General features: G+C 43.8%; 18 protein-coding genes. 1 reads left to right on the top strand and 17 read right to left on the bottom strand.

Features of this window, described 5'->3' with window-relative positions; translation table 11 throughout:
* Window positions 1–290: 290 nt before the first annotated feature.
* The 17 genes from V7R42_RS12840 to V7R42_RS12760 form a co-directional block, all read right to left on the bottom strand.
* Window positions 291–533 (bottom strand): DUF2835 family protein, encoded by a 243-nt coding sequence (locus V7R42_RS12840; protein WP_334020665.1) that lies wholly within the window; start codon window positions 531–533, stop codon window positions 291–293.
* On the bottom strand, window positions 520–3129 hold the full coding sequence (gene pepN / locus V7R42_RS12835; protein WP_334020664.1) for an aminopeptidase N: 2610 nt from the start codon (window positions 3127–3129) through the stop codon (window positions 520–522). The genes V7R42_RS12840 and pepN overlap by 14 nt, the downstream gene beginning before the upstream one ends.
* A gap of 47 nt (window positions 3130–3176) precedes the next feature.
* The gene (gene nhaC / locus V7R42_RS12830; RefSeq protein ID WP_334020662.1) at window positions 3177–4652 is read right to left on the bottom strand and encodes a Na+/H+ antiporter NhaC; all 1476 of its coding nucleotides are present in this window, start codon (window positions 4650–4652) and stop codon (window positions 3177–3179) included.
* A 71-nt stretch (window positions 4653–4723) separates the two neighbouring features.
* Window positions 4724–6058, bottom strand: a complete 1335-nt coding sequence (locus tag V7R42_RS12825; protein WP_334020661.1) for a sodium-dependent transporter — start codon at window positions 6056–6058, stop codon at window positions 4724–4726.
* Between the two features lie 82 nt (window positions 6059–6140).
* Window positions 6141–8183: a carboxy terminal-processing peptidase gene (gene prc / locus V7R42_RS12820; RefSeq protein WP_334020660.1), complete on the bottom strand. Its 2043-nt coding sequence runs from the start codon at window positions 8181–8183 to the stop codon at window positions 6141–6143.
* A 3-nt stretch (window positions 8184–8186) separates the two neighbouring features.
* Complete coding sequence (gene proQ / locus V7R42_RS12815; protein WP_334020659.1) at window positions 8187–8855, bottom strand: RNA chaperone ProQ; 669 nt, start codon at window positions 8853–8855, stop codon at window positions 8187–8189.
* 16 nt (window positions 8856–8871) lie between these two features.
* Window positions 8872–9162, bottom strand: coding sequence for a hypothetical protein (locus tag V7R42_RS12810; RefSeq protein WP_014949541.1), 291 nt, complete (start codon window positions 9160–9162; stop codon window positions 8872–8874).
* A gap of 2 nt (window positions 9163–9164) precedes the next feature.
* Window positions 9165–9620 carry a GAF domain-containing protein gene (locus V7R42_RS12805; RefSeq protein WP_334020657.1) on the bottom strand — a complete coding sequence of 152 codons (456 nt, stop codon included), beginning with the start codon at window positions 9618–9620 and terminating at the stop codon, window positions 9165–9167.
* Between the two features lie 12 nt (window positions 9621–9632).
* On the bottom strand, window positions 9633–10364 hold the full coding sequence (locus V7R42_RS12800) for an SIMPL domain-containing protein (protein ID WP_334020656.1): 732 nt from the start codon (window positions 10362–10364) through the stop codon (window positions 9633–9635).
* A 274-nt stretch (window positions 10365–10638) separates the two neighbouring features.
* Entirely contained in the window at window positions 10639–11760 is a 1122-nt protein-coding gene (locus V7R42_RS12795; protein WP_334020655.1) for a pyridoxal-phosphate-dependent aminotransferase family protein, read from the bottom strand.
* Window positions 11761–12280: 520 nt separating this feature from the next.
* Window positions 12281–12805, bottom strand: coding sequence for a gamma carbonic anhydrase family protein (locus V7R42_RS12790; RefSeq protein WP_334020654.1), 525 nt, complete (start codon window positions 12803–12805; stop codon window positions 12281–12283).
* A 10-nt stretch (window positions 12806–12815) separates the two neighbouring features.
* Window positions 12816–13676 carry an acyl-CoA thioesterase II gene (tesB, locus tag V7R42_RS12785; protein ID WP_334020653.1) on the bottom strand — a complete coding sequence of 287 codons (861 nt, stop codon included), beginning with the start codon at window positions 13674–13676 and terminating at the stop codon, window positions 12816–12818.
* Window positions 13669–15549, bottom strand: coding sequence for a protein kinase domain-containing protein (locus V7R42_RS12780; RefSeq protein ID WP_334020652.1), 1881 nt, complete (start codon window positions 15547–15549; stop codon window positions 13669–13671). The genes tesB and V7R42_RS12780 overlap by 8 nt, the downstream gene beginning before the upstream one ends.
* Window positions 15550–15633: 84 nt before the next feature.
* Window positions 15634–16512: a 23S rRNA (adenine(2030)-N(6))-methyltransferase RlmJ gene (locus tag V7R42_RS12775; RefSeq protein WP_334020651.1), complete on the bottom strand. Its 879-nt coding sequence runs from the start codon at window positions 16510–16512 to the stop codon at window positions 15634–15636.
* Between the two features lie 146 nt (window positions 16513–16658).
* Window positions 16659–18359, bottom strand: coding sequence for a dihydrolipoyllysine-residue acetyltransferase (locus V7R42_RS12770; protein ID WP_334020650.1), 1701 nt, complete (start codon window positions 18357–18359; stop codon window positions 16659–16661).
* A gap of 16 nt (window positions 18360–18375) precedes the next feature.
* On the bottom strand, window positions 18376–19353 hold the full coding sequence (locus V7R42_RS12765; RefSeq protein WP_334020649.1) for an alpha-ketoacid dehydrogenase subunit beta: 978 nt from the start codon (window positions 19351–19353) through the stop codon (window positions 18376–18378).
* Window positions 19353–20540, bottom strand: coding sequence for a thiamine pyrophosphate-dependent dehydrogenase E1 component subunit alpha (locus V7R42_RS12760; protein ID WP_334020648.1), 1188 nt, complete (start codon window positions 20538–20540; stop codon window positions 19353–19355). Before V7R42_RS12760 ends, V7R42_RS12765 begins: the two co-directional genes overlap by 1 nt.
* A gap of 518 nt (window positions 20541–21058) precedes the next feature.
* On the opposite strand from V7R42_RS12760, the gene V7R42_RS12755 reads away from it, so the two are divergent.
* Window positions 21059–25036 carry a S8 family serine peptidase gene (locus V7R42_RS12755; protein WP_334020647.1) on the top strand — a complete coding sequence of 1326 codons (3978 nt, stop codon included), beginning with the start codon at window positions 21059–21061 and terminating at the stop codon, window positions 25034–25036.
* Window positions 25037–25038: the final 2 nt, after the last annotated feature.

Genomic DNA, 25038 nt, shown 5'->3' with positions numbered 1-25038 from the left:
ACATCATGACCAACCATAACGATTAACAAAATCATTACATCATTTTGCCATAACCGCAAGAACTAATCCTACCAGTTAACAAAATTTACAACATTAGACGTATCAAATAGTTATTGCTTTATTGTGAGTATAAAAGGCATTTATAAACTTGCAGAAAAAATGCACAGATTTATTGGAAAAATATTGTGTAGGTTATTTAGTGGCTTTAGACGAATTTAAGGAAACGCGTTATCGCCACCGCGGGTATCGTGGCCGGCTTCAGAAGAGAATACTTTGTGTAGGAAAAGGCGCTAAGCGAGCCTTTCGAAAGATTTAATTTTCTTGTTAGCATCAACAACCATCTTAAAACGACCTTTGATACCATTAGGTTTAACAAATGGCCTTAGCCGGTTGGTTGGCACTTGGACGCTTAGACCTGATTCACTCACCATGACTACATCAGGCATAGACGGGATGTAAAGCACCTCACATTGCTCGTAAGGTGCGTTAACAGAAAAGTAAAAAACCGTGTCAGTATGATTAGTGCTTGTCATAAGCAAGGCTTTTACTTACTTTCTCAAATAGATCCTTACTTAATCCTTTGTGGTTAAGTAACCGACCAAGTTGCTGTTTCATGTGAACTTGGTGTTCGCTTGCATATCCCTGCCATTGGGTTAACGGAGTTACAATGCGAGCTGCAACCTGAGGATTGACCGCATCTAATTTAAGTAAATAATCGGTGACGAACTTATAGCCACTGCCATCCACTGCGTGGAATCTTTCACTATTGTAGAAAGCGAAACTGCCAATAACCGAGCGAACGCGATTTGGGTTACTCATTGCAAACTGCGGGTGCTCACACAACATAGTGATAGTTGCAAAGATGTCGTCTCGATTTTGTGTAGCGTGAAGTGCGAACCATTTATCCAAAACAAGCGGGTCGTGATTCCACGATTCCTCGAAATGAGCCATCAAACTGTCGAATGTCGAGGCACTACAGTGTTGCGCGCTTCTAAGTGCACCCAGTGTATCCGTCATATTATCAGCGGTTTCAAACTGAGAAACCACAATATGCTCGTGCTGGGGTAACCGCGCTAAGTGTGCAAGCACGACATTTTTGCAGCGACGTTGATTCACTGCTTCCTGCGTGTAGCAATACGCACCTTTCTCAATATTTTCGAAGACTTGTATTAGCTCTTTTTCGAGTGCGCGAGCAAACTGGTCACAAAACGCTTTTCTCGCTTTCGAAAGTGCGGAAACGTTTATGTTGCTTCTGCTTTGGCACAGAGTTTCAAACGAAGGTATGACTAAACATTCACCCAGCAATTCAAGATTATTCTGCTCTTGGGCAATAGCTTGTTTAACACCGTTCCAAATGTCGTTACTAATCGCAGAACCCGGCGACGCTTCCAATTGCTTCACGCAACGGTCATACAACGTCTGCATTGCATCCCAACGGTTGAATGGGTCCTTCGCATATTTGAAGATGGTAAGTAAAGCGTCTGTCCCCAATGGGTTATCCACTTTCGCTGGCGCCGAGAAGTTACCTAATACTACAGGTGTTAAATCTGCGGTTTCTGCATTTACAGTAAAACGCGTAGAAGCATCTTTTAAGATAATCATGCCGTTTTGAATTAGCGACTCGTTATCTGTGTAGCTATTCCCATCATCATCAATAATCTCGATATTTACAGGAATATATAGAGGGAGCTTTACTTTCTGATCGGAGGTTGAAGGCGTATTTTGTGACAGTGTAAAGCTATGCTTAACACTACCACTTTCAACAGTTTCAGTACTGTGTGCTACAGAGATAACCGGCGTACCAGACTGACTATACCAGCGCGAAAACTGGGTCAAATCTAAATCAGTGGCAGATTGCATGGCTGAAATGAAATCATCACAGGTGACCGCCTGACCGTCGTGTCTTCTAAAGTACTCGTCCATGCCACGCCTGAAGCCTTCTGGCCCCAATAATGTGTGGAACATGCGAATAACTTCAGCGCCTTTGTCATAAACCGTCACCGTGTAGAAGTTGTTCATTTCGATGACTTCTTCTGGACGAATTGGGTGACTCATTGCACTCGCATCTTCTGCAAACTGGTGTTCTCGCATAACACGAACGTGCTTTATACGATTACTTAACGCAGACGTCATATCAGCGCTGAACTGTTGGTCTCTGAATACAGTGAGCCCCTCTTTAAGGCTTAGCTGGAACCAATCCCGACAAGTAACTCGGTTACCGGTCCAGTTGTGGAAGTACTCGTGCGCGATAACCGACTCAACATTGAAAAAGTCATCGTCGGTAGCACTTTTTTGATCGGCTAAAACGAACTTACTGTTAAACACATTTAAACCTTTGTTTTCCATCGCTCCCATATTGAAGAAATCGACGGCAACAATCATGTAAATATCTAAATCGTACTCTAAACCGAACACATCTTCGTCCCACTTCATCGCCCGCTTGAGCGATTCTAATGCGAAGACACCTTGAGACTTTTTGCCTTTATCAACATACAGTTCTAGTGCAACCTCTTTGCCGCTAGTGGTGGTGTAGCTATCGGTAAGTAAATCGAAGTCACCGGCAACTAGAGCAAAAAGGTAGCAAGGTTTTGGATGTGGGTCGTGCCATTTAACAAAATGTGCATTGTCGTCTATGTCGCCTTTTTCTACAGGATTACCGTTAGCAAGTAGCATAGGAACTGATTTATCGGCTACCACGGTTACCGTGTAGACTGCTAAAACATCGGGGCGGTCCATGAAATAGGTAATACGGCGAAATCCTTCTGCTTCGCACTGCGTGCAATAAGCTCCATCAGATAAATACAAGCCTTCCAACGCTTTGTTCTGTTCAGGGGCAATGGTATTGGCAATTTCTAAGACGAACTCATCAAGTTCGGTAACTACGCTTAAAGCGCTATCTGTTACCGTGTATTCATCATCAGATAGATGCGTACTGTTAATAGAAATAGAATCTAGCGATAAATTATCGCCATCAAGTACTAATGGACTATCGTGCGCGCCATTACGAGTGACGGACAACGTGCTAATAACCTTGGTTTGCGTTGGGTGTAGCGTTATATGTAGGTCAACTGTCGCTATTGAAAAAGCGGGCGGCTGATAATCCGCCCGACGTTTAGCTTGAACTGACATAGATCCTCCTAGAAGAAAGCCTACGTGGGTTTATATGGAACGTTTTATTAAACTGTACCTTTGCTGTTTATTTCTACATGATGGGGCGTAATTCTTAGAATCTTTATACCTAAATACGCATAAACGACAGCAAGGATCGGGTTAATTACGTTAAAGAAAGCATAAAATACGTAATCGAACGGATTTACTAATAAGACACTGTGCATGTACGCACCACAGGTGTTCCAAGGAATTAGTGGAGACGTCAATGTACCGCCATCTTCCAAGCTGCGAGAAAGATTCAACTGGTCTAGGCCACGTTTTTTGAACTCTTCCTTGTACATACGGCCAGGCATCACGATTGAAATGTACTGATCGGCAGTAACCAAGTTAGTACCAAAACAGGTAAGAATAGTTCGACTTACCATATCCCCGGCAGATTTCGCGCCAACGAGTATGGCTGAAACTGCACGCTTTAATAGCCCAACACGCTCTAATACTGCACCGAATGACATGGCACAAATTATCAGCCAAATGGTATTTAACATGGAAGACATACCTCCCCGAGAAAGGAGACTATTTAAATTCTCATCAGGTGTTGAAAAACTCACGCCGTCAAACAACGCGGTCCATACCACTTTAAGCGCGCCCACATTTGCTGCATCTTCGCTGCTTGCCATAGACGTAACTACTTCCCACTGGAATACTACCGCCCATATACCACCTAAAAGTGCGCCGATAAAAACTGCAGGGAAAGCCGGCATCTTTTTAATCGCTAAGGTGAGCAAAACAACAAGAGGAATAAGCAAATGCCAACCCAAGTCAAAAGACTGATTAAGCAAGAGCTGCATCTGCTCAATACGCTCTGCTTTGGCTTCACCAACTTCGCTAAAGCCAAGTACCGTAAATAGAATAAGCGCAATAACAAAGCTTGGAATAGTCGTCCAAAGCATGTAGCGAATGTGTTCGAATAAATCGGTACCTGCGACGGCAGGTGCTAAGTTTGTAGTTTCAGATAAAGGCGAGATTTTATCGCCAAAGTACGCACCAGAAACCACTGCCCCAGCTGTGATAGCGGCTGACATTTCCATACCCGCTGAAACACCCATTAACGCTACACCCACCGTAGCCGCGGTAGTCCACGAACTGCCAATACTCATGGCGACCACCGCACATATAAGACACGCAGCCGCATAGAAAAAAGAAGGGTTAAGCAACTCTAAACCAAAATAAATAAGCGTGGGTACGGTTCCAGCAAGCATCCACGTCCCTATGAGAGACCCCACGGCTAGCAAGATTAGGCAGGCGCCTAAAGACATTGAGATACCGTCTACAATGCCTTTTTCGATTGTTTTCCAGCTATAGCCATTTTTCATACCGATAATGGCGGCTAAGCCCATAGCCAAAAGTAATGCAATTTGGTTTGGACCGTAAGAAGAGTTATCGGCAAACAAATAAACTGCGCTTCCCATCATAATCACTAGCGCTAAGATAGGAAGTATTGCATCGAGAAGTGACGGCGTTTTTATTTCTTTATTCGTCATTGTCGTTTTTAAAAACCTTATTATTGTATTCGTAACGCGTTAAGCGTACTGTCCGCGCTCGTCAGAGTGTTTTAAAATACTGAGCGATAGAACATTAGCGCAATGATAACAGGACACACGAAGCGTACATACCAAGGCCAAATTTTCCAGAACATGCTGTGTTCAGCAAACTGATCACCTTGTTTAAGTTCCTCAAGTATCGCATCTCTGCGCCACACCCACCCCGCAAAAATACACAAGGCTAGCCCTAGTAAAGGTTGGCTATACTCAGTGGTTAATGCAATAACAAAACCAAACAAGGTTTCAAAATTTAAAATGATGATGCAGCTTAATACAAAGATGACCGATGCCATAAATAACACGGCCTTTTTACGTTGAAGACCTTTACTTTCTACCATAAACGCAACGGGAACTTCTAACATTGAAATTGAAGACGTGACGGCAGCAATCGCCATTAGCGCGAAAAAGGTAAAGGCAACGAAAAGGCCAACGCTACCAATGGTATCAAACAGTGCTGGTAGTACTTTAAAAATAAGCGTGTCACCTTGGATTAATGCACCATCTGGTGTGAAGATTTCAACGCCATTGTTTAATGCAACGTACATGGCCGGAATGATAAGCATACCCGCTATAACCGCAACACCGATATCTACTAGCGCTACAGATGCGCCAATACTCGGAAGGTTTTCACTCTTACTCAGATATGAGCCATAGACCAACATGGTACCTACACCTAGCGACATTGAGAAAAATGCTTGTCCCATGGCGTTAATTAACAAGTCTGGGTCTAGAACACGAGAGAAGTCAGGCACTAAGTATGCTGACCAACCTTCCACGGCACCAGGTTGGAGGCTCACATAAACAATCAATGCAAGGATAAGAATAACCAAAGTGGGCATAAGTCGCACTGACCATTTTTCAATTCCTGATTTAACGCCACCCACCACAATAAATGCAGTTAGCGCCATAAAAAAGAAACAAAAAATAACGTTACGCGTAACTGATGATGTGAGTAGCCAATCGCTTGCATTGGTTAATCCCACCATGCTAACGGCTGCATCGGCAAAATAAACCAACATCCATCCGCCTACAATAGCGTAAAACGCGAGGATAAGTGACACAGTAACACAGCCCCAAATACCCGTGAGCCTTCCGACGAAATTACCTGATATTTTACCTAACGCATCAACCATATTCGAACGGGAACTACGTCCGATAATAAGTTCTGCCATAAGTACGGGATAAGCGAGAACGAAAGCAAGAAGTAAATATACGAGAACAAATGCTGCACCGCCATTACTTGCTACCTTTGTAGGAAAGCCCCAAATATTACCTAGTCCTACTGCTGAGCCTGCCGCCGCTAGCACGAACCCTATTCGAGAGGAAAATTCGCCTCTGATAGCCATGTTATTTCCCTTTATTATTGTTTTAATAATTTATAGACACAAAAAAAGGGCTGGCCCTAGACCAGCCCTTTTTTCTAATCACTTAGTTTCTTGTGATAGCGTAACGACCTGTTTCGATCATGTCGAATGTAATGTTGGCTGCCTCGTCCAAGAATGGATCTAATTCTTCCATATCTTCAGGTAGGTCGTCCAATGTTGTGACAGTTTCCATGCCCATTCGCTGTAAACGTTCATTAGCACGTGCAAGCGACTTCTCTTCCGCTTCTTTCTTCTCTGCTTCGCGGACAGACTTCACCAAGGAAATGAAGTTTTTATCTTTGTTTTCTTTATATTCTTCTATGTCGTCTTGAATATACGAAAATTCAGGATCTTGCAAAATTCGCTTGTTGTGTTTTGCCGTTAACACATCAAGTGCAGCGGTATCATCTGCGAATGTTGTATAGTTAGCACGGTTAATGCTATCCCAAGGTAATGCATTTTCCGCTTGGCTTTCCCCCCACTCAGCCGGTTCTACTGCTGATGGATAAAGAATATCTGGAATTACCCCTTTGTGCTGAGTGCTGCCGCCATCGATGCGATAAAACTTGGCAATAGTAAACTGAACACTACCTAATGGGTTATCGTAAAGGTCATAAATTTTGCCTAAACCGCGATGCTGCTGTACTGTCCCTTTCCCGAAGGTTTGTTCACCTACGATCAGAGCACGGTTGTAGTCTTGCATCGCTGCCGCAAAAATCTCTGAAGCAGACGCGCTATATCTGTCAACTAATACGGTTAACGGGCCATCGTAAGCCACTTCGCCATCTGTATCACGGTTAACGCTCACTTTGCTTTGACCGTATCGAATTTGAACTACCGGGCCTTTTTCGATAAATAGGCCTGTAAGTAACGTTGCTTCGGTTAAAGAACCACCGCCATTACCACGTAGGTCTACGATAACGCCTTTAACGTTTTGCGCTTTCAAGCTTTCAATTTCTTTAGCAACATCCACACTAAGGTTGTTGTAAAAGCTTGGTATGGTGATTACACCTAAAGGCTCACCCGCGTGAGGGCCAGTCTCTGGCACATACACTTCCGATTTGGCTGCGCGATCTTCTAACTTAATTTTATCGCGAGTAAGGCTAACAACTGACGTGGTTTTTGCGTCAGTCGCTCCTTTTTCAACTTGTAAACGAACGGTACTCCCTTTCGGGCCTTTAATTAACTCAACCACTTCGTCCAATCGCCAACCAATCACATCGACGAACTCTTCGTCGTCTTGCGCTACGCCAACGATTTTATCTTCTGGTTTAATTGCGCCAGACTCGTCCGCAGGACCGCCAGGTACAACACTTTTGATTACAGTATAATCATCTTCGCTTTGTAATACCGCACCAATACCTTCAAACGACAAGTTCATGTCCATTTGAAAACGCTCAGCGTTACGCGGAGATAAGTAACTGGTGTGAGCTTCAATTGTACGTGCGAATGCATTCATTGCAGTTTGAAAAACATCTTCGCTCTTTGCTTGCTTGGTACGTTTAATCGCTCGCGTATAGCGTTTGGTAAGAAGTTCTTTTGCCTCTTCCCACGTTTTGTCTGCAAGTATTAGATTCAACGCGTCGTATTTAACACGTTGACGCCAAATTTCATCCAACTCAGCTTTATTAGCAGGCCATTCCGCATCTTCTCTGTCGTAAAAGAATTTATCGCCTTCTTTTTCAAAGTCAAACGGCCCCTTCTCTAACAGCGCAAGTGCGAATTCATAACGCTCAATGCGTCGTTTCGCGCTTACGTTGTACATATCATAGGCAACAGAGAGGTTGCCTTTACTCAGCGCATCATCAAATAACGTGCGGTATTTCTCAAAACCAACTACGTCTGATAACAATAGCACTTGCTTGTTGTGATCTAGTGAATCGATAAAGCGCTGATAAACTCGAGCTGACAGTAAATCATCCAACGATATTTCCTTGTAGTGCGCCCTGGTGAAGAGTGCGCTTACTCGCTTAGCTGCAACACTGTGTTGAGATTCCTGTTGTAAAATAGGAAGCTCGTCTACCTCAGGTGTTGACGTAACGGCGCCTGCTCCTACCCCAACGGTAAGAAAAGCACTGGCGATGGAAATTCGAAGGATGTCTCTCATATTTTACGACCTCTTGGAGCGTGCCAAACGTAAAGTGTCTGCGTTTACTTTCACTACCATGCCTGAGTCTAATTGAACGTGAATGCCATCTTTAGCTACTTCGGTAATTACTGCAGGCATAGGTGCTTTACCTAACTTAACGGTAACTTGCGTACCTTGCTGTAAATCACTATCTGTCAATTTCGCAGGTGGTGTATTGTTTGGTCTGTTATTTTTCGGTTTAGTTCCGCGCTTAGTATCAGCATGGTCCGAATTTGCAGATTTTTCACCTTTTGGACGATTGAATTGACGTTTATCTTTTCGCTTAGGCTGCTGAGCTAGCTTAGCTTTACGCTTTTCAGCCGCCTTCGCTTTGCTTTCTGCTAACTGCTGCTGCGCATGATCAGCATGTTCTTTTTCAATTGCATCGCCTTCAACGCCGTCTAAATCTACACGATTTACACCTTCTTTGATGCTATGAAGATAGCGCCAGCTGTTGGTGTAATGTCGAAGTGTAGAGCGAAGTAAGGTTTTGCTAACGCGTTCCTCTTCTTCTAAACGTATGGCAAGATCTTGAAAAATACCGATCTTAAGTGGGCGTGCCTCGCCTTCAATGCTAAAACATTTCGGAAAGGTCTCTGCAAGGAAAGCTATCACTTCCTTACTGTTGGTAAACTTCTCTGGTGATTCCATTAACTTTCTAAATTATTCAGGAGATTTCGTCGTTACTTGCATCATCCCAAGTTGCCAGCGTGTGGTCAACCCAATCAAGCAATTCGTCGTCATCTATTTCTAATAAATGCTTATCTTGTTGCCAAGATTCCCATGCGTAGTGCAAAATTTGCTCTAAACGCTGTGTTTCAATATCTTCTTCTGCATTGTCGTACACCGCATGTAAGATAAAATTTAAACGTTCAGATGCCTCATCTGGGTCATCGTGAAAGTCTTCCATATCTTCATACGTGGATAAAACAACGTGAATATCAACACTGGATTTCATAATTATTTCTGCGAATCCATGAGAATTTGAGCAATTTCAACGAGCCCTTTTTCGTCTTCTTCGGTAAAGCGTTCAAAAACAGGGCTGTCGATATCGAGTACGCCAATCAGCACATCGTTTAGCACTAGCGGAACCACAATCTCAGAGTTTGACGCAGCATCACAGGCAATGTGACCATCGAACTGATGAACGTCTGCTATACGCTGAACAGTTCTGCTGCTTGCGCTCGTACCGCAAACACCTTTACCGAGCGGGATGCGAATACAGGCTGGTTGCCCCTGAAATGGACCGAGTACCAACTGGTCCTCTTTAAATAGGTAAAAACCTGCCCAATTCACCTCTTCGAGGCTATTGAAAAGCAGCGCACTTATATTTGCCATGTTAGCGATAAGATCGTGTTCGCCAGAAATCAAGCTCTTTGCCTGGTTTATTAACTGACCGTACTGTTGTTCTTTCAAACGAATTTCCTGCTATTGAACAATATTAAAAGACACATTAACACGCGCTTCGATGCGCTCTTGGCCAGGTAAAGACATAGACATGTCTTTGGCAAAAGCTTCTGCGCGCATTACTGGAATCGGCATATTGCCACCAGATTCTGAGATTGCAACAACTTCACCTACTTCAACCTCTAATTCTTTTGCTAATAACTGTGCACGTTGCTTTGCGTCTTTAACAGCCGCAATCAATGCTTTTTGGTAAGCATCGCCCTCGCCAACTGATATAAAATTAAATTGTTGGATACGATCAACACCACGTTTCAGCACGCCATCTAATACTTTGTCGTAAGTTTCAAGCTCAGTAGAAGTAACAGTTATATCTCGTGACAACGTGAAGCCCTCTTGCTGGCGGCCTTGAGGTGTATTGATATAGCGGGGTTGTAAGCGTACTTGCATACTTTGAATATGCTTTTCTTCTATACCCTGATTAAGCAAGAATTTGACAATAGAGCGTAAGTCCAAATCTAGTTGAGTATTCAATTTACCTACTGTATTTCCTTCTTCTTCAACAACGAGCGTTACTGAATAGGCGTTTGGTGTCACTTCTACCGCACCTACGCCTTGAACATTGATAACCGCATCTTGTGCGGCCTGTACAGAAACTACTGGTGTGCTAAGAGCAATGATTGATGAGGCCAGAAGTGCTTTTACAAATACACTTTTTTCCGTTATGTGAGATTTGGCAAGCGTAAACATTTTCATAGTGTTTCCTTTTTAATGGCGCCTTTAAATACGTTACCTAAAGATTAAATGTTTAGAACTGAACAGTTTATGAATATATACAACGAGTGAAACCTTAACACTGTTCGGAGGCAAGAACAGATATAACTTCGCCGAGATACGTTTTTTTTAAGCCAAGGCCCACATTGAGACAGTTCGAAGCAGAAAATTGAACTAGAGTGATGTGCTAAGTGGTTAAGAGCCAACCGTTCAGTCGAGCACATTACTGAACGTGTTGGCTGTAATTATGCTTTTTTTATTTAAGCACAGTACGCAATGCAGCAAGACAGTGATCAATATTTCTTGGCTTACACGCATAACCCATAAGACCAATTCGCCACACTTTACCTGCATGCTCGCCTAAACCGGCGCCGATTTCTAAATTGAAATCTTCAAGCAATTGCTTACGTACGGCAGCATCATCTATGCCGTCTGGAATTTTCACTACATTTAACTGAGGCAAACGATAAGCACTGTCTACCATTAGTTCTAGCCCAAGTTCACTTAAGCCCAGCGCAAGCTTTTCGTGACCCAATGCATGACGCTGCCACGCGTTTTCCAGACCTTCTTCTTTTAAAATAAGAAGTGCTTCGTACATGGCATACATGCTGTTGACAGGTGCAGTATGATGGTAAGCACGCTTTGCGCCCTGCCCCCAGTAACCAACAATCAAGTTCATGTCTAAAAACCAACTTTGTACTTTTGTTTTTCGGTTTTGGATAACGTTAACCGCGTTTTCACTAAATGAAACGGGAGAGATACCCGGCACGCAACTTAAACACTTCTGCGATCCTGAATAAATAGCATCAATGCCCCAAGCGTCAACGTCTAACTCGATACCACCAAGTGAGGTAACTGCATCTACAATGCTCAGGCAATCATACTTTTTGGCTAGTTCACAAAGCGCTTTGGCTTCATTGCGTACGCCTGTTGATGTTTCGGCATGCACAAAGGCGAGGATCTTGATATCCGGATTGGCCTTAAGGGTGTCCTCTACCACATTAAGGTCAGTTTGCTCGCCCCATGTATTGTTGACGGTAATGGCTTCACCACCACAACGCTCTACGTTTTCGACCATTCGATTACCAAATACGCCGTTAATACACACAAGTACCTTATCGCCTGGTTCTATAAGATTAACAAAACATGCTTCCATTCCTGCTGAGCCCGGAGCAGAAATAGGCATAGTTAAGGCATTTTCAGTTTTAAATGCGTATTGTAAAAGCTGTTTGGTTTGGTCCATTAACTCAATGAATAATGGATCGAGATGGCCAAGTGTGGGTCTCGCCATAGCGTTTAGAATTCTAGGGTTGACATCGGATGGCCCAGGACCCATTAATGTGCGTTCAGGGGGAATAAAAGTAGAAAATGATTGCATAGTCCATCCTCGTATCAATGTAAGAGCCTGTTTTTAGAGTCAGTATCATGCATGTTAAGCATGAACGTTTTCGACATACTACAAGGATAATGGCATGGCACAACCGCCTGTTTTCAACATAACTAATATGAATGAAAGTATCTCTATTTATTTAATAAAGGCATACCACACTCATCATTTATAAAGTGGATAAAATATGCACAAGGTGTGGGTGTAAACTGTACAGACATTTACCCGAAAGAGATCACGTCGGACCAGTTTGTAGTTAATTGATTACTAAGACAATAGTTCTACAATTTAACTTTTACTAAGGGTGTAAGATAAAATTCACACAGAAACTGTTTATAATTTGAACAGATGTATTCTATACTCATTGTTCGTTTAAAAGATTTTATTTAAACTCTCCTGTGTAAAAGTTAGCGCACGGCTCAGCAATGAGCCATTCCCCTAGGCCCGGAACGTTTGTTCTGGGCATTTTTTATGGGGAATCAAAATGTCTCGAAAGGGCAAGTTTAAAGTGTCAGCTATCTACTGCCTTTAATGAGGACTTATAGGTCTTAGCGTTGTTGACGTAGTGGTCAGCAGACGCTCTCAGTTTTAGTTCGACATTCTCATCCAATTCTCTGATAACTTTACCAGGCGCCCCTACAACTAAACTGTAATCTGGAATTTCCATGTTCTGCGTTATCAAGGCGTTAGCGCCAATAATGCAATACTTTCCAATTTTTGCACCGTTTAAAACGACAGCGTTAATGCCTATCAACGAATAGTCACCTATTTCACAACCATGCAGCATAACTTTGTGACCTACTGTTACCCCTTTCCCAAGCACTAAGGGAATACCTGCATCGGTGTGTAATACGCTCCCATCTTGGATATTTGTATTTTCACCTACGATTATTTTGTCCATATCACCACGTATTACCGCATTGAACCAGACGCTTGTACCCGCTTTTAGTTCCACATTGCCGATAACATGTGCGCCAGGCGCTATGAATGTATCGTCGTGGACCTGCGGCAACGTTGGGCCTAACTTATAGCGCATAACGCTCTCCTTATTCGTCTACTTTTCTCATGAGCCCCTCTTGCATAGTTGATGCTATGAGTTCTCCACTTTGGCTGAAAATTTGTCCACGAACCAATCCTCTAGAACCACCACTGAAAGGGCTTTCCATCGCATATAACATCCATTCATTCATGTTGATTGGACGATGGAACCACATGGCGTGATCGATGGTCGCAATGCGAAGTGATTTATCCGTGACTGCAACACCGTGTGGCTGAAGGGATGTGCTAAGAAAATGGTAATCTGATGCGTAAGCGAGCGCAGCTTGATGAATGGCAAGTGACGCATTCATCGTGTCTCTTGCTTTCAACCAGATGTAACGGGTCGGCTCACGCTTGGCTGAATGATACGAATTAGCCGCATCTATGGTACGAATATCTACAGGCTTGTGGTAACTTAGTGCCTCCTGCATAGGCCGTGCAATTTTGTTAAAATTAGCTTCGTAGAATTCTATATCGGACTGCACGTCTTCTGGCACAGGCACATCTGGCATTGTTGGGTTTTGATGTTCCATACCTTCTTGCGGCACTTGGAATGACGCGGTCATATAGAAAATATTTCTACCATCCTGAATGGCCTTTACTCGTCGTGCAGAGAAACTTCTACCATCTCGCACTACTTCAACATCGTAAACCACTGGCTTTTTAGCATCGCCGGGTAGCAAAAAATAGGTATGAAAAGAGTGAGCCACTCTACCTGGTTCTACCGTTTCATATGCTGCTGCCAATGCTTGACCCAAGACCTGTCCACCAAACAACGCTCTAAAGCCTAAATCCCAGCTTTGACCCCGATAAATACCAGCTTCCACTGTTTCAAGTTCAAAAAGTGACGATAGTTTTATTTCAGACATGTTGTGCGTTCTCTTCAATAACTGCTTTTGGGTTTCGCGGATAATACTTTTCAGGCAACTTTGCTTTATGTTCAAAAAAGCGCGTATCTTTATAGGGTAACTTCATAAACCCTGAAATGCCTAACCCTTTTATTTTGGGAATTTTCTGAACGAGTTGCGCTAATAATGTTTGGAAGCGCTCTTTTTGGTTGTGATCAAGCAAGGTGTAATAGTTATGGATTTTCAAATGCCTTGGTAATGCTTCAAATATAATACAACCAGTGTGATGTATTGTATTAAGTTGGACGATGGTGTCGATTATCTCCTGAGGCAGCTTAAGTAATTCATCCGGATCATCGCCATCTTCAAAGTATGAGTGAGTTCGGCTTTCATCTTTTTGTGCAGAAATCCGTGATAGCTCATAGGGAATAAACATACCGCCGACCGGTTTAAAGTCTTTATATTCACTTTCGCGCTCAATATGCAGGGTGTTTTTGGCGTTAAACATACAACACTTGAAGACTGCGGGCTTGTGAATAGCCCTTGCTAAATTAATGACATTATTAACTGCTAAATCAAACGCAGCTTTCATTGATTCATCATACAAGTTCAAGCTTGAATCGACATATATACCTTCTGGCTCCCAGCGCACGGCCATACCGCCAACTACAGGGTAACGGCCGAGTCTGCTTATTGCAGAAACAAATGCTTTTTCGGTATCGCCCATTCCTTGTAGATAGTTTTTGTAATAGCGGTCAAATTGCGCATCATCTATATAGCGAAGTTCCTCTACGTCTTTCTCATCTAATGAATCAGACAGTCTGGCCTGTTGACGTAAGTAAGATTTTCGAGAGCTGTAAACAACGGTTTCAATATCAGCACGGTTTTGTGTGTGGGCCAGCCATGTAGGTATTAACGGTGTGTACAGTGCTGGCTTGTCTTGTGTGAAAACCATATTCTTCAAAACGTGCAGGTGATTAAACAGGTAATCTCCGCCTTGTCTTCTTTTTACCGCATCCTCACTGAGCATGTGCTCAAGGATATTAGCAAGCATTTTGGGAAGGCCAAGGGATGATGGCGTAATAACTTTGCTTCCGTAACGACACGACTGCCCTGATGCCAATGCATATAATGTGCTGGCCAAGCCTTGTTCATCGAAACGCGGGCTGGAAAGTGCGCCATTAAGCTGCTCCTCGCCAATAAAATAAACATCGCCAAGTCGCGCGTTGGTTTGATGCAATTCACCCGACATTAAATCCATCACGTTGTTACCCACATACTGTCCGGTAATGTCGGTTTGTGCGAACACTGAAGAGCCCCAATCTATCAACCCTACCGATTCTTTTTCAGCATCCCAAACCAGATTCGAGGGTTTTATGTCTCCGTGCACAATAGGTTTAATTTCTCCATTCTCACTGTATTGGCGAAAACTGGATAAAAGTTCGCCGACCTGCACTGCAATTTTGACGATAATGCGGGGCGATAGTGGGCCTGTTTTCAAGCTGACTTTTTCTAAGTCTTCGCCAGGTGCGCGCCCCATGACTAAGATAGATTGTTTACGTATTTGTTGATACTCAATAAATCGGGGTACAAATTCGTGATTAACATGAGAAAGCATAAACGCTTCCTCTTCTAATCTGTCCTGCACGTGCTGCGGCAACGTTATTCGGGAAAACTTAAATACCCGTGATTCACCGCTAGGCGCATTTCCTGCGAACGCAAAACCAAAGGCCCCTTTCCCTAAAAGTTCGATGTCACTGTACCCCAACCCTTCTAGCTGAGAAATACACAGGTTTACCCAGTCTTTTAATTTTTTTGCATCCGCGTGCGAGAGCAAATATATCGATTGCTCGTCAGGGATATAGAAATGTTTTAGGCCTTTGAGTTGCGACATGTTTTTTACTTCACGCTTTTAGTGACTCATTTGAAACGGATTAATCAGCAACAATACGCTTACCATTGTTAAACTGCACAGCAATCAATTATCTTCGTTTATCCAGGTAACATGCGCTGTAGCGTGATAACCCGTTTCATCGGCACCTAACATACCAACAACGCTTTCTAACGCGCTCTCTAAATTAGCATCTAATTGCCAAGGCGGGTTTAAAACGAATACGCCCGAACCATACATTCCGGCATCAGCGGTATTTTCTGCCACGCATATTTCTGCTTTAAAACAGGGTTTACCTAATGCTGCAAGCTTTTCGCACATAGCTTCACTTGCACCACTTTTGGCGCCAGCCCTCTCTGACAATAGTGGATACCACACTACGATTTGTGCCTGCTGCCAGCGTTTAAATACCTGTTCCACACCCTTAACAAGGTCGCTATATTCATTCACGCGCTCATAAGGAGGGTCGATTAAAATAGCACCGCGATTGGGTTTAGGTGGCGTGAGTGCACGAAGCCCTTCATATCCGTCTCGTTTATGTACGTGGCTATTAAGGGTGCGTAAACGGGATACGTTGTTGTCTAATTTATCGAATTCCGCAGGGTGAAGTTCCATAAGGTGTAAGTTATCACCATCTCTTTTGGCCTTTGCACTTATTGCCGGTGAGCCCGGGTATTGCTGCTGCGCTAAAAAAGGTTCACACAACGATAGATAGTCGGCCAACAAGCTTGGCAATTCCTGGGCGCTTTTGTCATCTATAAGTAAACGAGAAATACCTGTCTCGTACTCTTTATTTTTTGACGACATTGCGTCGGTTAAATCGTACGCGCCTGCGCCTGCGTGCGTGTCGAAAAGCGTGAAAGGTTTATCTTTTTTCTTTAATGCGTTGATTACGCCAACCCAACAAAGATGTTTAATAACATCAGCGTGGTTACCCGCATGAAAGGCGTGTTGATAACTAAGCACAAAACCTCAGTAAAATTCTTGTTTGTTTATAGTGCGATATAATAACGCCATCGCGCTTTGAGGTATACAAAACAAAAAAGGCCAATAGTTTTACTATTGGCCCTTTTAAATTATTACTAGTGCAACTTAAATTGCTTTGAATGGTTTTACTTAAGGTGCATTAACATTTTTTCTGGCTGTGTTAGGTAACTCATCCATAGATTATTGAATCGCACCATAGTCGCACCATCAATAATACGGTGGTCGCCAGACCAGTTTACCGCCATGATACTTTGCGCGCGAACGTTCCCTTCATCATCAAAACGCGGAAGTTTCTGCGTTTTACCGAGAGCAACAATGGCAGCTTCTGGCTTATTGATTACTGGCGTAGCGGTAATACCGCCTATTGCACCAATATTAGAGATACTAATCGTACCGCCTTTTAGATGCTCGCCAGCCACGCGCCCTGCTCTAGCTTGCTCGATAATATCCTGCATCTGAACAGCAATATCTAAAAGCGAGAGGTCTTGTACACGCTTAATATTCGGTACAAGCAAACCAATTTTAGCGTCTACTGCAAAACCAATATTGTGATCTGCGAAGTAACTTATCTCAGTGGCGTCTTCGTTAAGCTGACTGTTAATTACAGGGAACTCATTAAGTGCCAATGACATTGCTTTAACGAAAAAAGGCATAAAGCTGAGTTTTACGTTTTTCGCTTCAAATTCAGGTTTAAGCAGCTTGCGTAGCGCTATCAGGTTGTCCATTACCAACTCGTCACTTACTGTGAAGTGCGGGATAGTATAGACCGAAGCCGACATTTGCTTCGCCATAGCTGCATGAATACCGCGTACTTTTTCTGTTCTAACGCTGCCTTTAAGCACAGGGCTTGTGCTATTCGAATCACCTTTTTCTGCGGTAGATGAGCTTGGCGCAGAAAATGACGTATTTTGAGACGACGTGTCAACATTCGAATGTTGTATATTCAACACGTCAGACTTAAGGATCCGCCCTTTTTTACCAGAGCCTTCCACAGAAGAAAGGTCGATATTCTTTTCTCTTGCAACACGTCTTACCGCGGGGCTAGCCAACACCTTACCTTCTATAGCAACAGGTGGCTCGTATTCGCCGTCGGTGAATTTTGACGGAGCAACTTGCGTTGATTGCTGATTTGAACCGTTTGTTTGCGTGTTCACCGAGCTTTGAGATGCAACACTTGAAGCGCTGTTGTTTGCCGATGGTGATTCGTCATTAGAACCGCTAGTAGTTGTGGCTTCACCGGCAACTTCTAGCGCAAACAATGCACTATGTACTTTCGCTATATCGCCTTGCGCGTAATAAAGACGATGCACGGTACCTGCGTTTTTAGCAGGGATCTCTACCACGGCTTTGTCGGTCATCACTTCTACAACGGCTTGGTCTTCCTTAATTTCATCACCTTCGGCCACGTTCCATTTCACAATTTCGCACTCGACAATACCCTCACCAATATCTGGCAGAATAAAGTCTTCGATGTGCTTGCCGTTTGAAGCGCCTGGAGAGGCACTGTCATTCGCTGTCTCTGCTTCAGACGCATTGTCTTTTACTACTGCTTGCGCGCCTTCTTGAGTATCTGAGTTAGCGTCGGCATCATCTGGCGTCATAGAGAAAAGCGGCGCGTGCACTTTAGCAATATCGCCTACCGCGTAATGCAGTTTATTAACCACACCCGCATGCATTGCGGGAATTTGCACGGTAGCTTTGTCGGTCATTACTTCCGCGACAGGTTGATCTTCTTCAATATGTTCACCTTCAGAAACTAACCATTCCAGAAGTTCACATTCAACTATACCTTCACCAATGTCCGGTAAGATAAATTCAATTGTCATTTCATCGTCCCCCGGCTTAATAGTGAAGCGTACGTTTTACGGCTTCGTACGTCTTCGTTTCATCTGGCATATATTCTTTTTCGTGCGCCAAAGGATACGGCGTATCTAAACCACACACTCTAGCAATAGGCGCTTCAAGGTATAAGAAACAACGTTCCTGAATGCTCGCAGCAATTTCACTCGCAAAGCCACCCGTTAGCGGAGCTTCGTGATTTATCAGTAGGCGGCCTGTTTTCATTACAGATTGCATAACCGTTTCAACGTCCCACGGTAATATGCTGCGTAAATCGATGATTTCACACGACACGCCATCTTCAAGAGCCATTTCTGAAGCTTTTTGCAGAATTTCTATTTGCGCGCCCCATCCCAGTAACGTGATATCGCTACCTTCTTGAACAATATCTGCCTTACCTAACGGTAGTTCGTAATCTTCTTCAGGAACTTCCGACACCGAAGCGCGGTAAAGACGCTTAGGCTCCATAAATAATACGGGGTTTTTATCGCGAATAGATGCAAGCAACAGACCTTTCGCCTGGTATGGGTCTCGAGGAATAACAATTTTTAATCCCGGGCAGTGAGCGAAAAACGCCTCTGGTGATTGACTGTGATAATGACCGCCAGCAATACCTCCTCCGTAAGGTGTACGAATGGTAAGCGTACCTACATCGAACTGACCGCCTGAACGATAGCGCCATTTAGCCGTCTCATTCACAATTTGGTCAAACGCAGGGAAAATGTAATCACCGAATTGAATTTCAGCAACAGGTACAGAGCCCTGTGATGCCAACCCGTTGGCGAAGCCGATAATGCCTTGCTCAGTAAGTGGCGTGTTAAAGCAACGTGCTTTTCCGAACTTTTCCTGAAGATGACTGGTCGCACGGAATACGCCACCAAAATGACCTACGTCTTCACCAAAGACCATTACTTTTTCATCTTCGGTCATGGCTGTGATGAGTGCATTGTTAATCGCTTGAAGTAGATTCATCTTAGCCATTACTTTACTCTCCCAGCTGTTTTAGGGTACATCTTCGGGTACTTCTTAATATGCGCTTTCAGTTCACTGAGTTGTTCTTTTAAGTGCCAAGGCGGTGTGTCGTATACATCTTCGACAATGTCTTCAATGGCACATACGTCTGTCTTTTCACAACTCTTCATTGCTGCTAATACGTCTTGTCTTGCTTTATCGACGCGCTTTTGATTCTCAGTTTCGTCAAACCAGCCTTTGCTTTCTAACCATTTCGCCATACGAGCAATAGGATCTTTTGTACGCCACTTATCTTCTTCTTCACGAGAGCGATAACCTGTTGGGTCGTCTGACGTGGAGTGCGCCGCTAAGCGATAAGTCATGGCTTCAATAAGTACAGGACATTTCTCTTCAATGGCAATACGACGGGCTTCCTTTGTAGCTGCATAAATAGCTAGCGCATCGTTACCGTCAACACGGATCGTTTTAATACCGTAACCTAAGCCACGAGAAGCAATGCCGTCACCCACGAATTGCTCTTCTGCTGGTGTTGAAATGGCATAGCCATTATTACGGCAAAAGAAGATAACTGGGCAGTTGAGTACCGCCGCCATATTCAACCCTGCATGAAAGTCTCCTTCTGACGCAGCACCTTCACCAAAGTAACAGATGGTGACGACATCTTTACCCGACATTTTCTGGCCATAAGCGTAACCAGATGCTTGAGGGATTTGTGTGCCTAACGGTGATGATATGGTCATAAAGTTGAGTGGCTTGTCACCATAATGGATAGGCATTTGACGTCCTTTGTTCGGGTCGTCCTTATTACTAAACATTTGGTTCATAAACTGTTCTGTGGTGTATCCGCGGTAAGCTAAGGCGCCCTGTTCACGGTATTGGGACATTATCATATCGTCGTCGGATAACGCAGCAGCGCTTGCCACTGAAGCTGCTTCTTCACCTGTACTCGCTAGGTAAAAGCTGATGCGACCTTGACGCTGAGCGCCGACCATGCGTTCATCCAATACACGAATGTAATGCATTGTATTAAATATTTTTAATGCTTCGAGTTTATCGATATTTGGTTCAACAGCTTTTTCAATCAATTTTCCTTCAGCAGAGAGAATTTGTAGCATAGGAATGTCTACAACCCCTTTAGAGATTATTTCGACCTTATTTGTTGTTTTTACATCGGCCAAATGATTTCTGTCTTTCACGTTTGTTCCCCTTAATTATGAGGGTTATTTGCAACTGATAGTGATGACAATATGCTAGTTGAGAAAATGAAGGAGCGTCTTCCTTATTCGAAGCGCTTTTTATAGTAGGAAGAAATAGCCATACTCATATGACCAGATAAAAAAGGATAATCCTCCTAAAAAAGTAAAACATATGTAAACATAATGAAAACACAGTAGGATAGAGCTTTCATCACAGTAAACGATTAGAGCAACTTTGCTCACATCAACCTGAAAAGCTATTTAGTCAGATCATAAAAAATGCAAATAAAGCCCACTTCTCAGTGGTTAAGTCTAGACTTATAACACTCACTACGGCTTCTGAAATGTTACAAAATATGTAAATTATGTATTTTCGAAATACACATTACATAACCATTTTTTTTGTGCTAACAATAAACAGGTCACAACGATACGTTGCACTCTAATAAAGGCGAATGACCTTTACGCAAACAAAATAAATCGTTGGGCTCCAGGGAAATATTCACACGAGAATAATTATGAAAAAAACACTAATTAGTACGGTAGTAGCGACAGCACTTGCTGGCTCAGCGTTCGGTGCTCTAGCAACATCCACACCAATTTCTGGGTACAGCGTTGAACAAAAGGATGCTATCGAAGCGACGTATAACAAGAAAAACATTCTGGCAAATGCTATTAAAACAAGTAGCGATAGTGTACGAGTAATTGTCCAGTTAAACGATGCGCCAATGGCGCAATTTAGCGCCGTAAACCCCAAAATTAGTAGCATGGCTGCCCACCAAGGGCAAAAGGTTAACTTTAAGTCAAACGCCGCAAAAGAATACAAATCGTTTCTAGAAACACAACAGCAGTCTGTAATCCAGTCTATTAAGTCATTTGACAAGTCTTTTAAAGCTGATCTTATGTACACCGCAGCTTTCAACGGTTTTGCCGGTGTTGTTTCAAAAAGTGCACTAGACAAGCTTTCGAGTATTCCTTCGGTTAAAGCGGTATACCCGGATTTAATTCATCACGCGCAAATGGATGCGAGTTTAGACCTAATCGGTGCGATTGAGACGTGGGAGCAATTTGGTGGTAAAGAAAACGCAGGGGCAGGAATAAAAGTTGCTATCATCGACAGTGGTATTCGCCCAGAGAACCCTTTGTTTAGCGGCGACAACTTTGCTGCGCTCCCTGCTGAATCCTTACCTACTGACGATTACTGTTCAGAAGTAGAAGGCTTTTGTAACAATAAGCTTATTGTTGCTCGAGCGGCAGATATCGTCGAAGGTTTCCCTGTAGTTGAAGAAGAATACGAAAGCCCATTAGGGTTTAACGGACATGGCACTCACGTTGCAGGTACTGCAGTAGGTAATTACGGTGTAATGGCAGAGCGCGATGGTGCAGAAGCCGAAATTTCGGGTGTTGCCCCTGCTGCTTACCTGATGGTGTACAAGGGACTCTATGCTACAACAGACGACCCTACCTCTTCGAGTGGAGCTTCTTCAATGCTTCTTTCGATGCTTGAAGCCGCGCTCACTGACGGCGCTGATATCGTAAACAACTCATGGGGCGGTGGCGCTGGCGGTAATCCAAATGGCTCTATTTACGAAGATGTATTGGAAGCTATGCACGATGCTGGCGTTGTAACCGTATTTGCTGCAGGTAACGATGGCCCAGGCGTAAGCACAATTGGCTGTCCCGGTTGTTCGGATGATGTACTCACTGTTGCTAACACGACAACAAATCGACTGTTTGCAAACGAAGTTACAATTGAGGGTGATACTGAAATTGGCGCAATTCCAGCTATTTACACTGTAGGAAACCCAGGCATCGTATTCGACAGCGATATTACATCACCCATCATTTACGCGAGTGAACTCGACACAGCGAATGTTGAGGGGTGTGATCCTTTTGCTGACGGCGCATTTGAAGGTGCTATTGCACTTATCAGCCGCGGTACATGCGGTTTTAGAGATAAAATACAACATGCAGAAGCTGCTGGTGCGACAGCGGTTTTGATTCACAATGTTGACGGCCGTGGCGAGGCGCCAATCCCGATGGGAGGGCTATCCGATACACAAACCATTCCATCATTAATGCTTCCTGCGACATCGGGACAAGCGCTAGCTGAATTAGCGGTGGCAACCGATGCGCCACTAAACGTAACAATAGGCAGTGATATTGTTCGCGTAGTATCGGAAGGCCTTGCTGATATTATGAATGAAAGTAGCTCGCGAGGTCCAAATGGCGATCCGACGTTCCTTAAGCCGAATATCGCGGCGCCGGGAACACGCATTTTTTCTGGCGAATCTCCTGACGCCCCTGGACATATTGATAAGAGCTTTTCATTTAAAAGCGGAACTTCGATGGCTTCGCCACACGTAGCCGGTGCGGCTGCTTTGCTTAAGCAAATGCACCCAGATTGGACTGCGCAACAAATAAAAAGCGCGCTAGTTACGTCTTCTGTTCGTGATGTGTTAAAAGAGGATGCGGCAACACCAGCTGATAACTTCGATATGGGTGCTGGTCGTCTGGATCTACCACGTGCAACTACAGTTGAGCTTACTTACAGCGATTTGAGTCTTGTTGATGGTAGCTGCTACCTTAATTGCGAGATGTCTATCACTGTTACAAACACTAGCGACGAGGAAGTGACAGTTGATGCTACTGCGATGTTCAACGATCCTGCAATAGTAGCCCAAGTGACACCTAAGGTCGCAACGCTACCAGCTGGTGCTTCGGCTGAAATCATGTTAGCCCTTGATGTAACGACTGCGACTTCAGCGCAATGGTCATTTGGTGGAATTAATTGGGCCGACACTGATGATTTAACCACAGACTATTTCATTCCGGTTGCTGTTTATCCCGTTAGCAGCGATGAACCTACGTTATTTGATAGTGAGGTCAGCAGTCAAATTGCAGAAGAAGGCGAATTTGTAGTTACTAAGGCTTACGCTACAAATACTGAAGTCACTGGCATGATTAGTATTACCAGTGAAATTGACCGCAAATATGCGATAGACCCATCAACCATTTCCGCAGTCAAAAATGGAAATCAGGAACCGGTTACTTACGATGCTGATAGCAGAACAGTCCACTGGGAAGGTGCATTGAATACAGCGTCTTTTGCTATGACGCCTGACACGGCTATCAGCGATGCTTTAGCGGGCTTTGATATATCAGGTTATCTCTCCATGCAATTTGTAGGAGGAACCTCACCGCTAGAATGTTCAACTGATTGTGATGATACCTCTATTGAGATAGGTTTACCCCGCCCTATCACTTACCTTGGCAGTGAGTATACAACGATGCAAATATCATCGAATGGTTTTGTGTCATTAGGTACAAGTTCGGGTAGTACTACTTCTCGCGACCCAGATATACTTCCTGATCTTAATGAGCCAAACAACGTTATCGCACCATTTTGGACTGATCTTGATTTAGAAGGTGGAGCAACTGGAACTGGACGAATCTGGACAGCTAATCTTGCTGGAGCAACCGGCCATTTTGTTGTTGAGTGGGAAAATGCACAGATTTGGGATAACGATGGTACAAGCGTAAACTTCCAACTTTGGTTTGAGTATGAAACTGGGAACGTTAGTTTTGTTTATGGTCCAATGAGCGCACCAATTCACGATACCGTTATCGGTGCTGAAAATATCTCGGGTAGCGTAGGTATTACATTGGGTTCATATATGAATGAAGTTGAGCAAGGAATCATTCCAGTAGAGGGCGATGAGTATCTGTTAACTTCTAGTGCTGGTGATGAGGTAACTGTTAGTTACGGTGGAACGGTTATCCCAGCAAGCGAATACATGGATGATATGTTGACGGTAAACGAAGATGCTTCAATTACAGCAAACATTCTCGCAAACGAAATGGATGACACTATCCTAAATAAGTTTACGATGAATTCTCTTTCAGGGAACTTCCGTACTTTCTCGCCAATAACCATTGACAAAGCGCCTGTCGATCCTTCAACCGTAGAAGTTACTACAGATCCTGCAAACGGTACTGTAACAGTAAACGACGACGGCACCGTAACCTATGCGCCTGATGCAGATTTCTTTGGTGAAGACTCATTCACGTACACAGTACGTGTGCAAGGTACAACTGATGATAACCAACAGCCGGTCGAAGGTGATATCGTTGGCGAAGGTACAGTGACCGTAGCAGTTGCAGGCATACAGGATGCGCCCGTCATCTCTGTATCGGCTCCATCAAGCGTAACCGAGGGAGACTCATACACGGTAACGGCGTCCGCTAACGATGCTGACGGTGACGATGTGACCATTACTATCAATGGTATAGAAACAACGTCAATCACGGCGCAAGCGCCTAGCCATGAGCAATCAAGTAGCATAACGGTTCAAGTAACGGCTACCGATGGTATTGAAACTACGACCGAAAACGTAACTATCCAGGTGAACGATAAGTCAAGTGGTTCAATGGGCTGGATTGCATTATTGCTAGCTCCAGCAGTTTACTTGCGTAGACGTATGAAACGTTCATAACG

It is taken from the genome of Alteromonas sp. S015 (assembly GCF_036864485.1).
GTDB lineage: Bacteria > Pseudomonadota > Gammaproteobacteria > Enterobacterales > Alteromonadaceae > Alteromonas.
Note: the sequence above shows the minus strand (reverse complement) of the source record. Positions and strands in the feature narration are given on the sequence as shown.

Bases quoted from the DNA above. Each gene is read 5' to 3' on its own strand.
- V7R42_RS12810 (WP_014949541.1), bottom strand. From the start codon at position 9,162: ATGAAATCCAGTGTTGATATTCACGTTGTTTTATCCACGTATGAAGAT.
- V7R42_RS12770 (WP_334020650.1), bottom strand. From the start codon at position 18,359: ATGACAATTGAATTTATCTTACCGGACATTGGTGAAGGTATAGTTGAA.
- proQ (WP_334020659.1), bottom strand. From the start codon at position 8,855: ATGGAATCACCAGAGAAGTTTACCAACAGTAAGGAAGTGATAGCTTTC.
- pepN (WP_334020664.1), bottom strand. From the start codon at position 3,129: ATGTCAGTTCAAGCTAAACGTCGGGCGGATTATCAGCCGCCCGCTTTT.
- V7R42_RS12755 (WP_334020647.1), top strand. From the start codon at position 21,059: ATGAAAAAAACACTAATTAGTACGGTAGTAGCGACAGCACTTGCTGGC.
- V7R42_RS12840 (WP_334020665.1), bottom strand. From the start codon at position 533: ATGACAAGCACTAATCATACTGACACGGTTTTTTACTTTTCTGTTAAC.
- V7R42_RS12800 (WP_334020656.1), bottom strand. From the start codon at position 10,364: ATGAAAATGTTTACGCTTGCCAAATCTCACATAACGGAAAAAAGTGTA.
- V7R42_RS12765 (WP_334020649.1), bottom strand. From the start codon at position 19,353: ATGGCTAAGATGAATCTACTTCAAGCGATTAACAATGCACTCATCACA.
- prc (WP_334020660.1), bottom strand. From the start codon at position 8,183: ATGAGAGACATCCTTCGAATTTCCATCGCCAGTGCTTTTCTTACCGTT.
- tesB (WP_334020653.1), bottom strand. From the start codon at position 13,676: ATGTCTGAAATAAAACTATCGTCACTTTTTGAACTTGAAACAGTGGAA.
- V7R42_RS12790 (WP_334020654.1), bottom strand. From the start codon at position 12,805: ATGCGCTATAAGTTAGGCCCAACGTTGCCGCAGGTCCACGACGATACA.
- V7R42_RS12780 (WP_334020652.1), bottom strand. From the start codon at position 15,549: ATGTCGCAACTCAAAGGCCTAAAACATTTCTATATCCCTGACGAGCAA.
- V7R42_RS12795 (WP_334020655.1), bottom strand. From the start codon at position 11,760: ATGCAATCATTTTCTACTTTTATTCCCCCTGAACGCACATTAATGGGT.
- nhaC (WP_334020662.1), bottom strand. From the start codon at position 4,652: ATGACGAATAAAGAAATAAAAACGCCGTCACTTCTCGATGCAATACTT.
- V7R42_RS12825 (WP_334020661.1), bottom strand. From the start codon at position 6,058: ATGGCTATCAGAGGCGAATTTTCCTCTCGAATAGGGTTCGTGCTAGCG.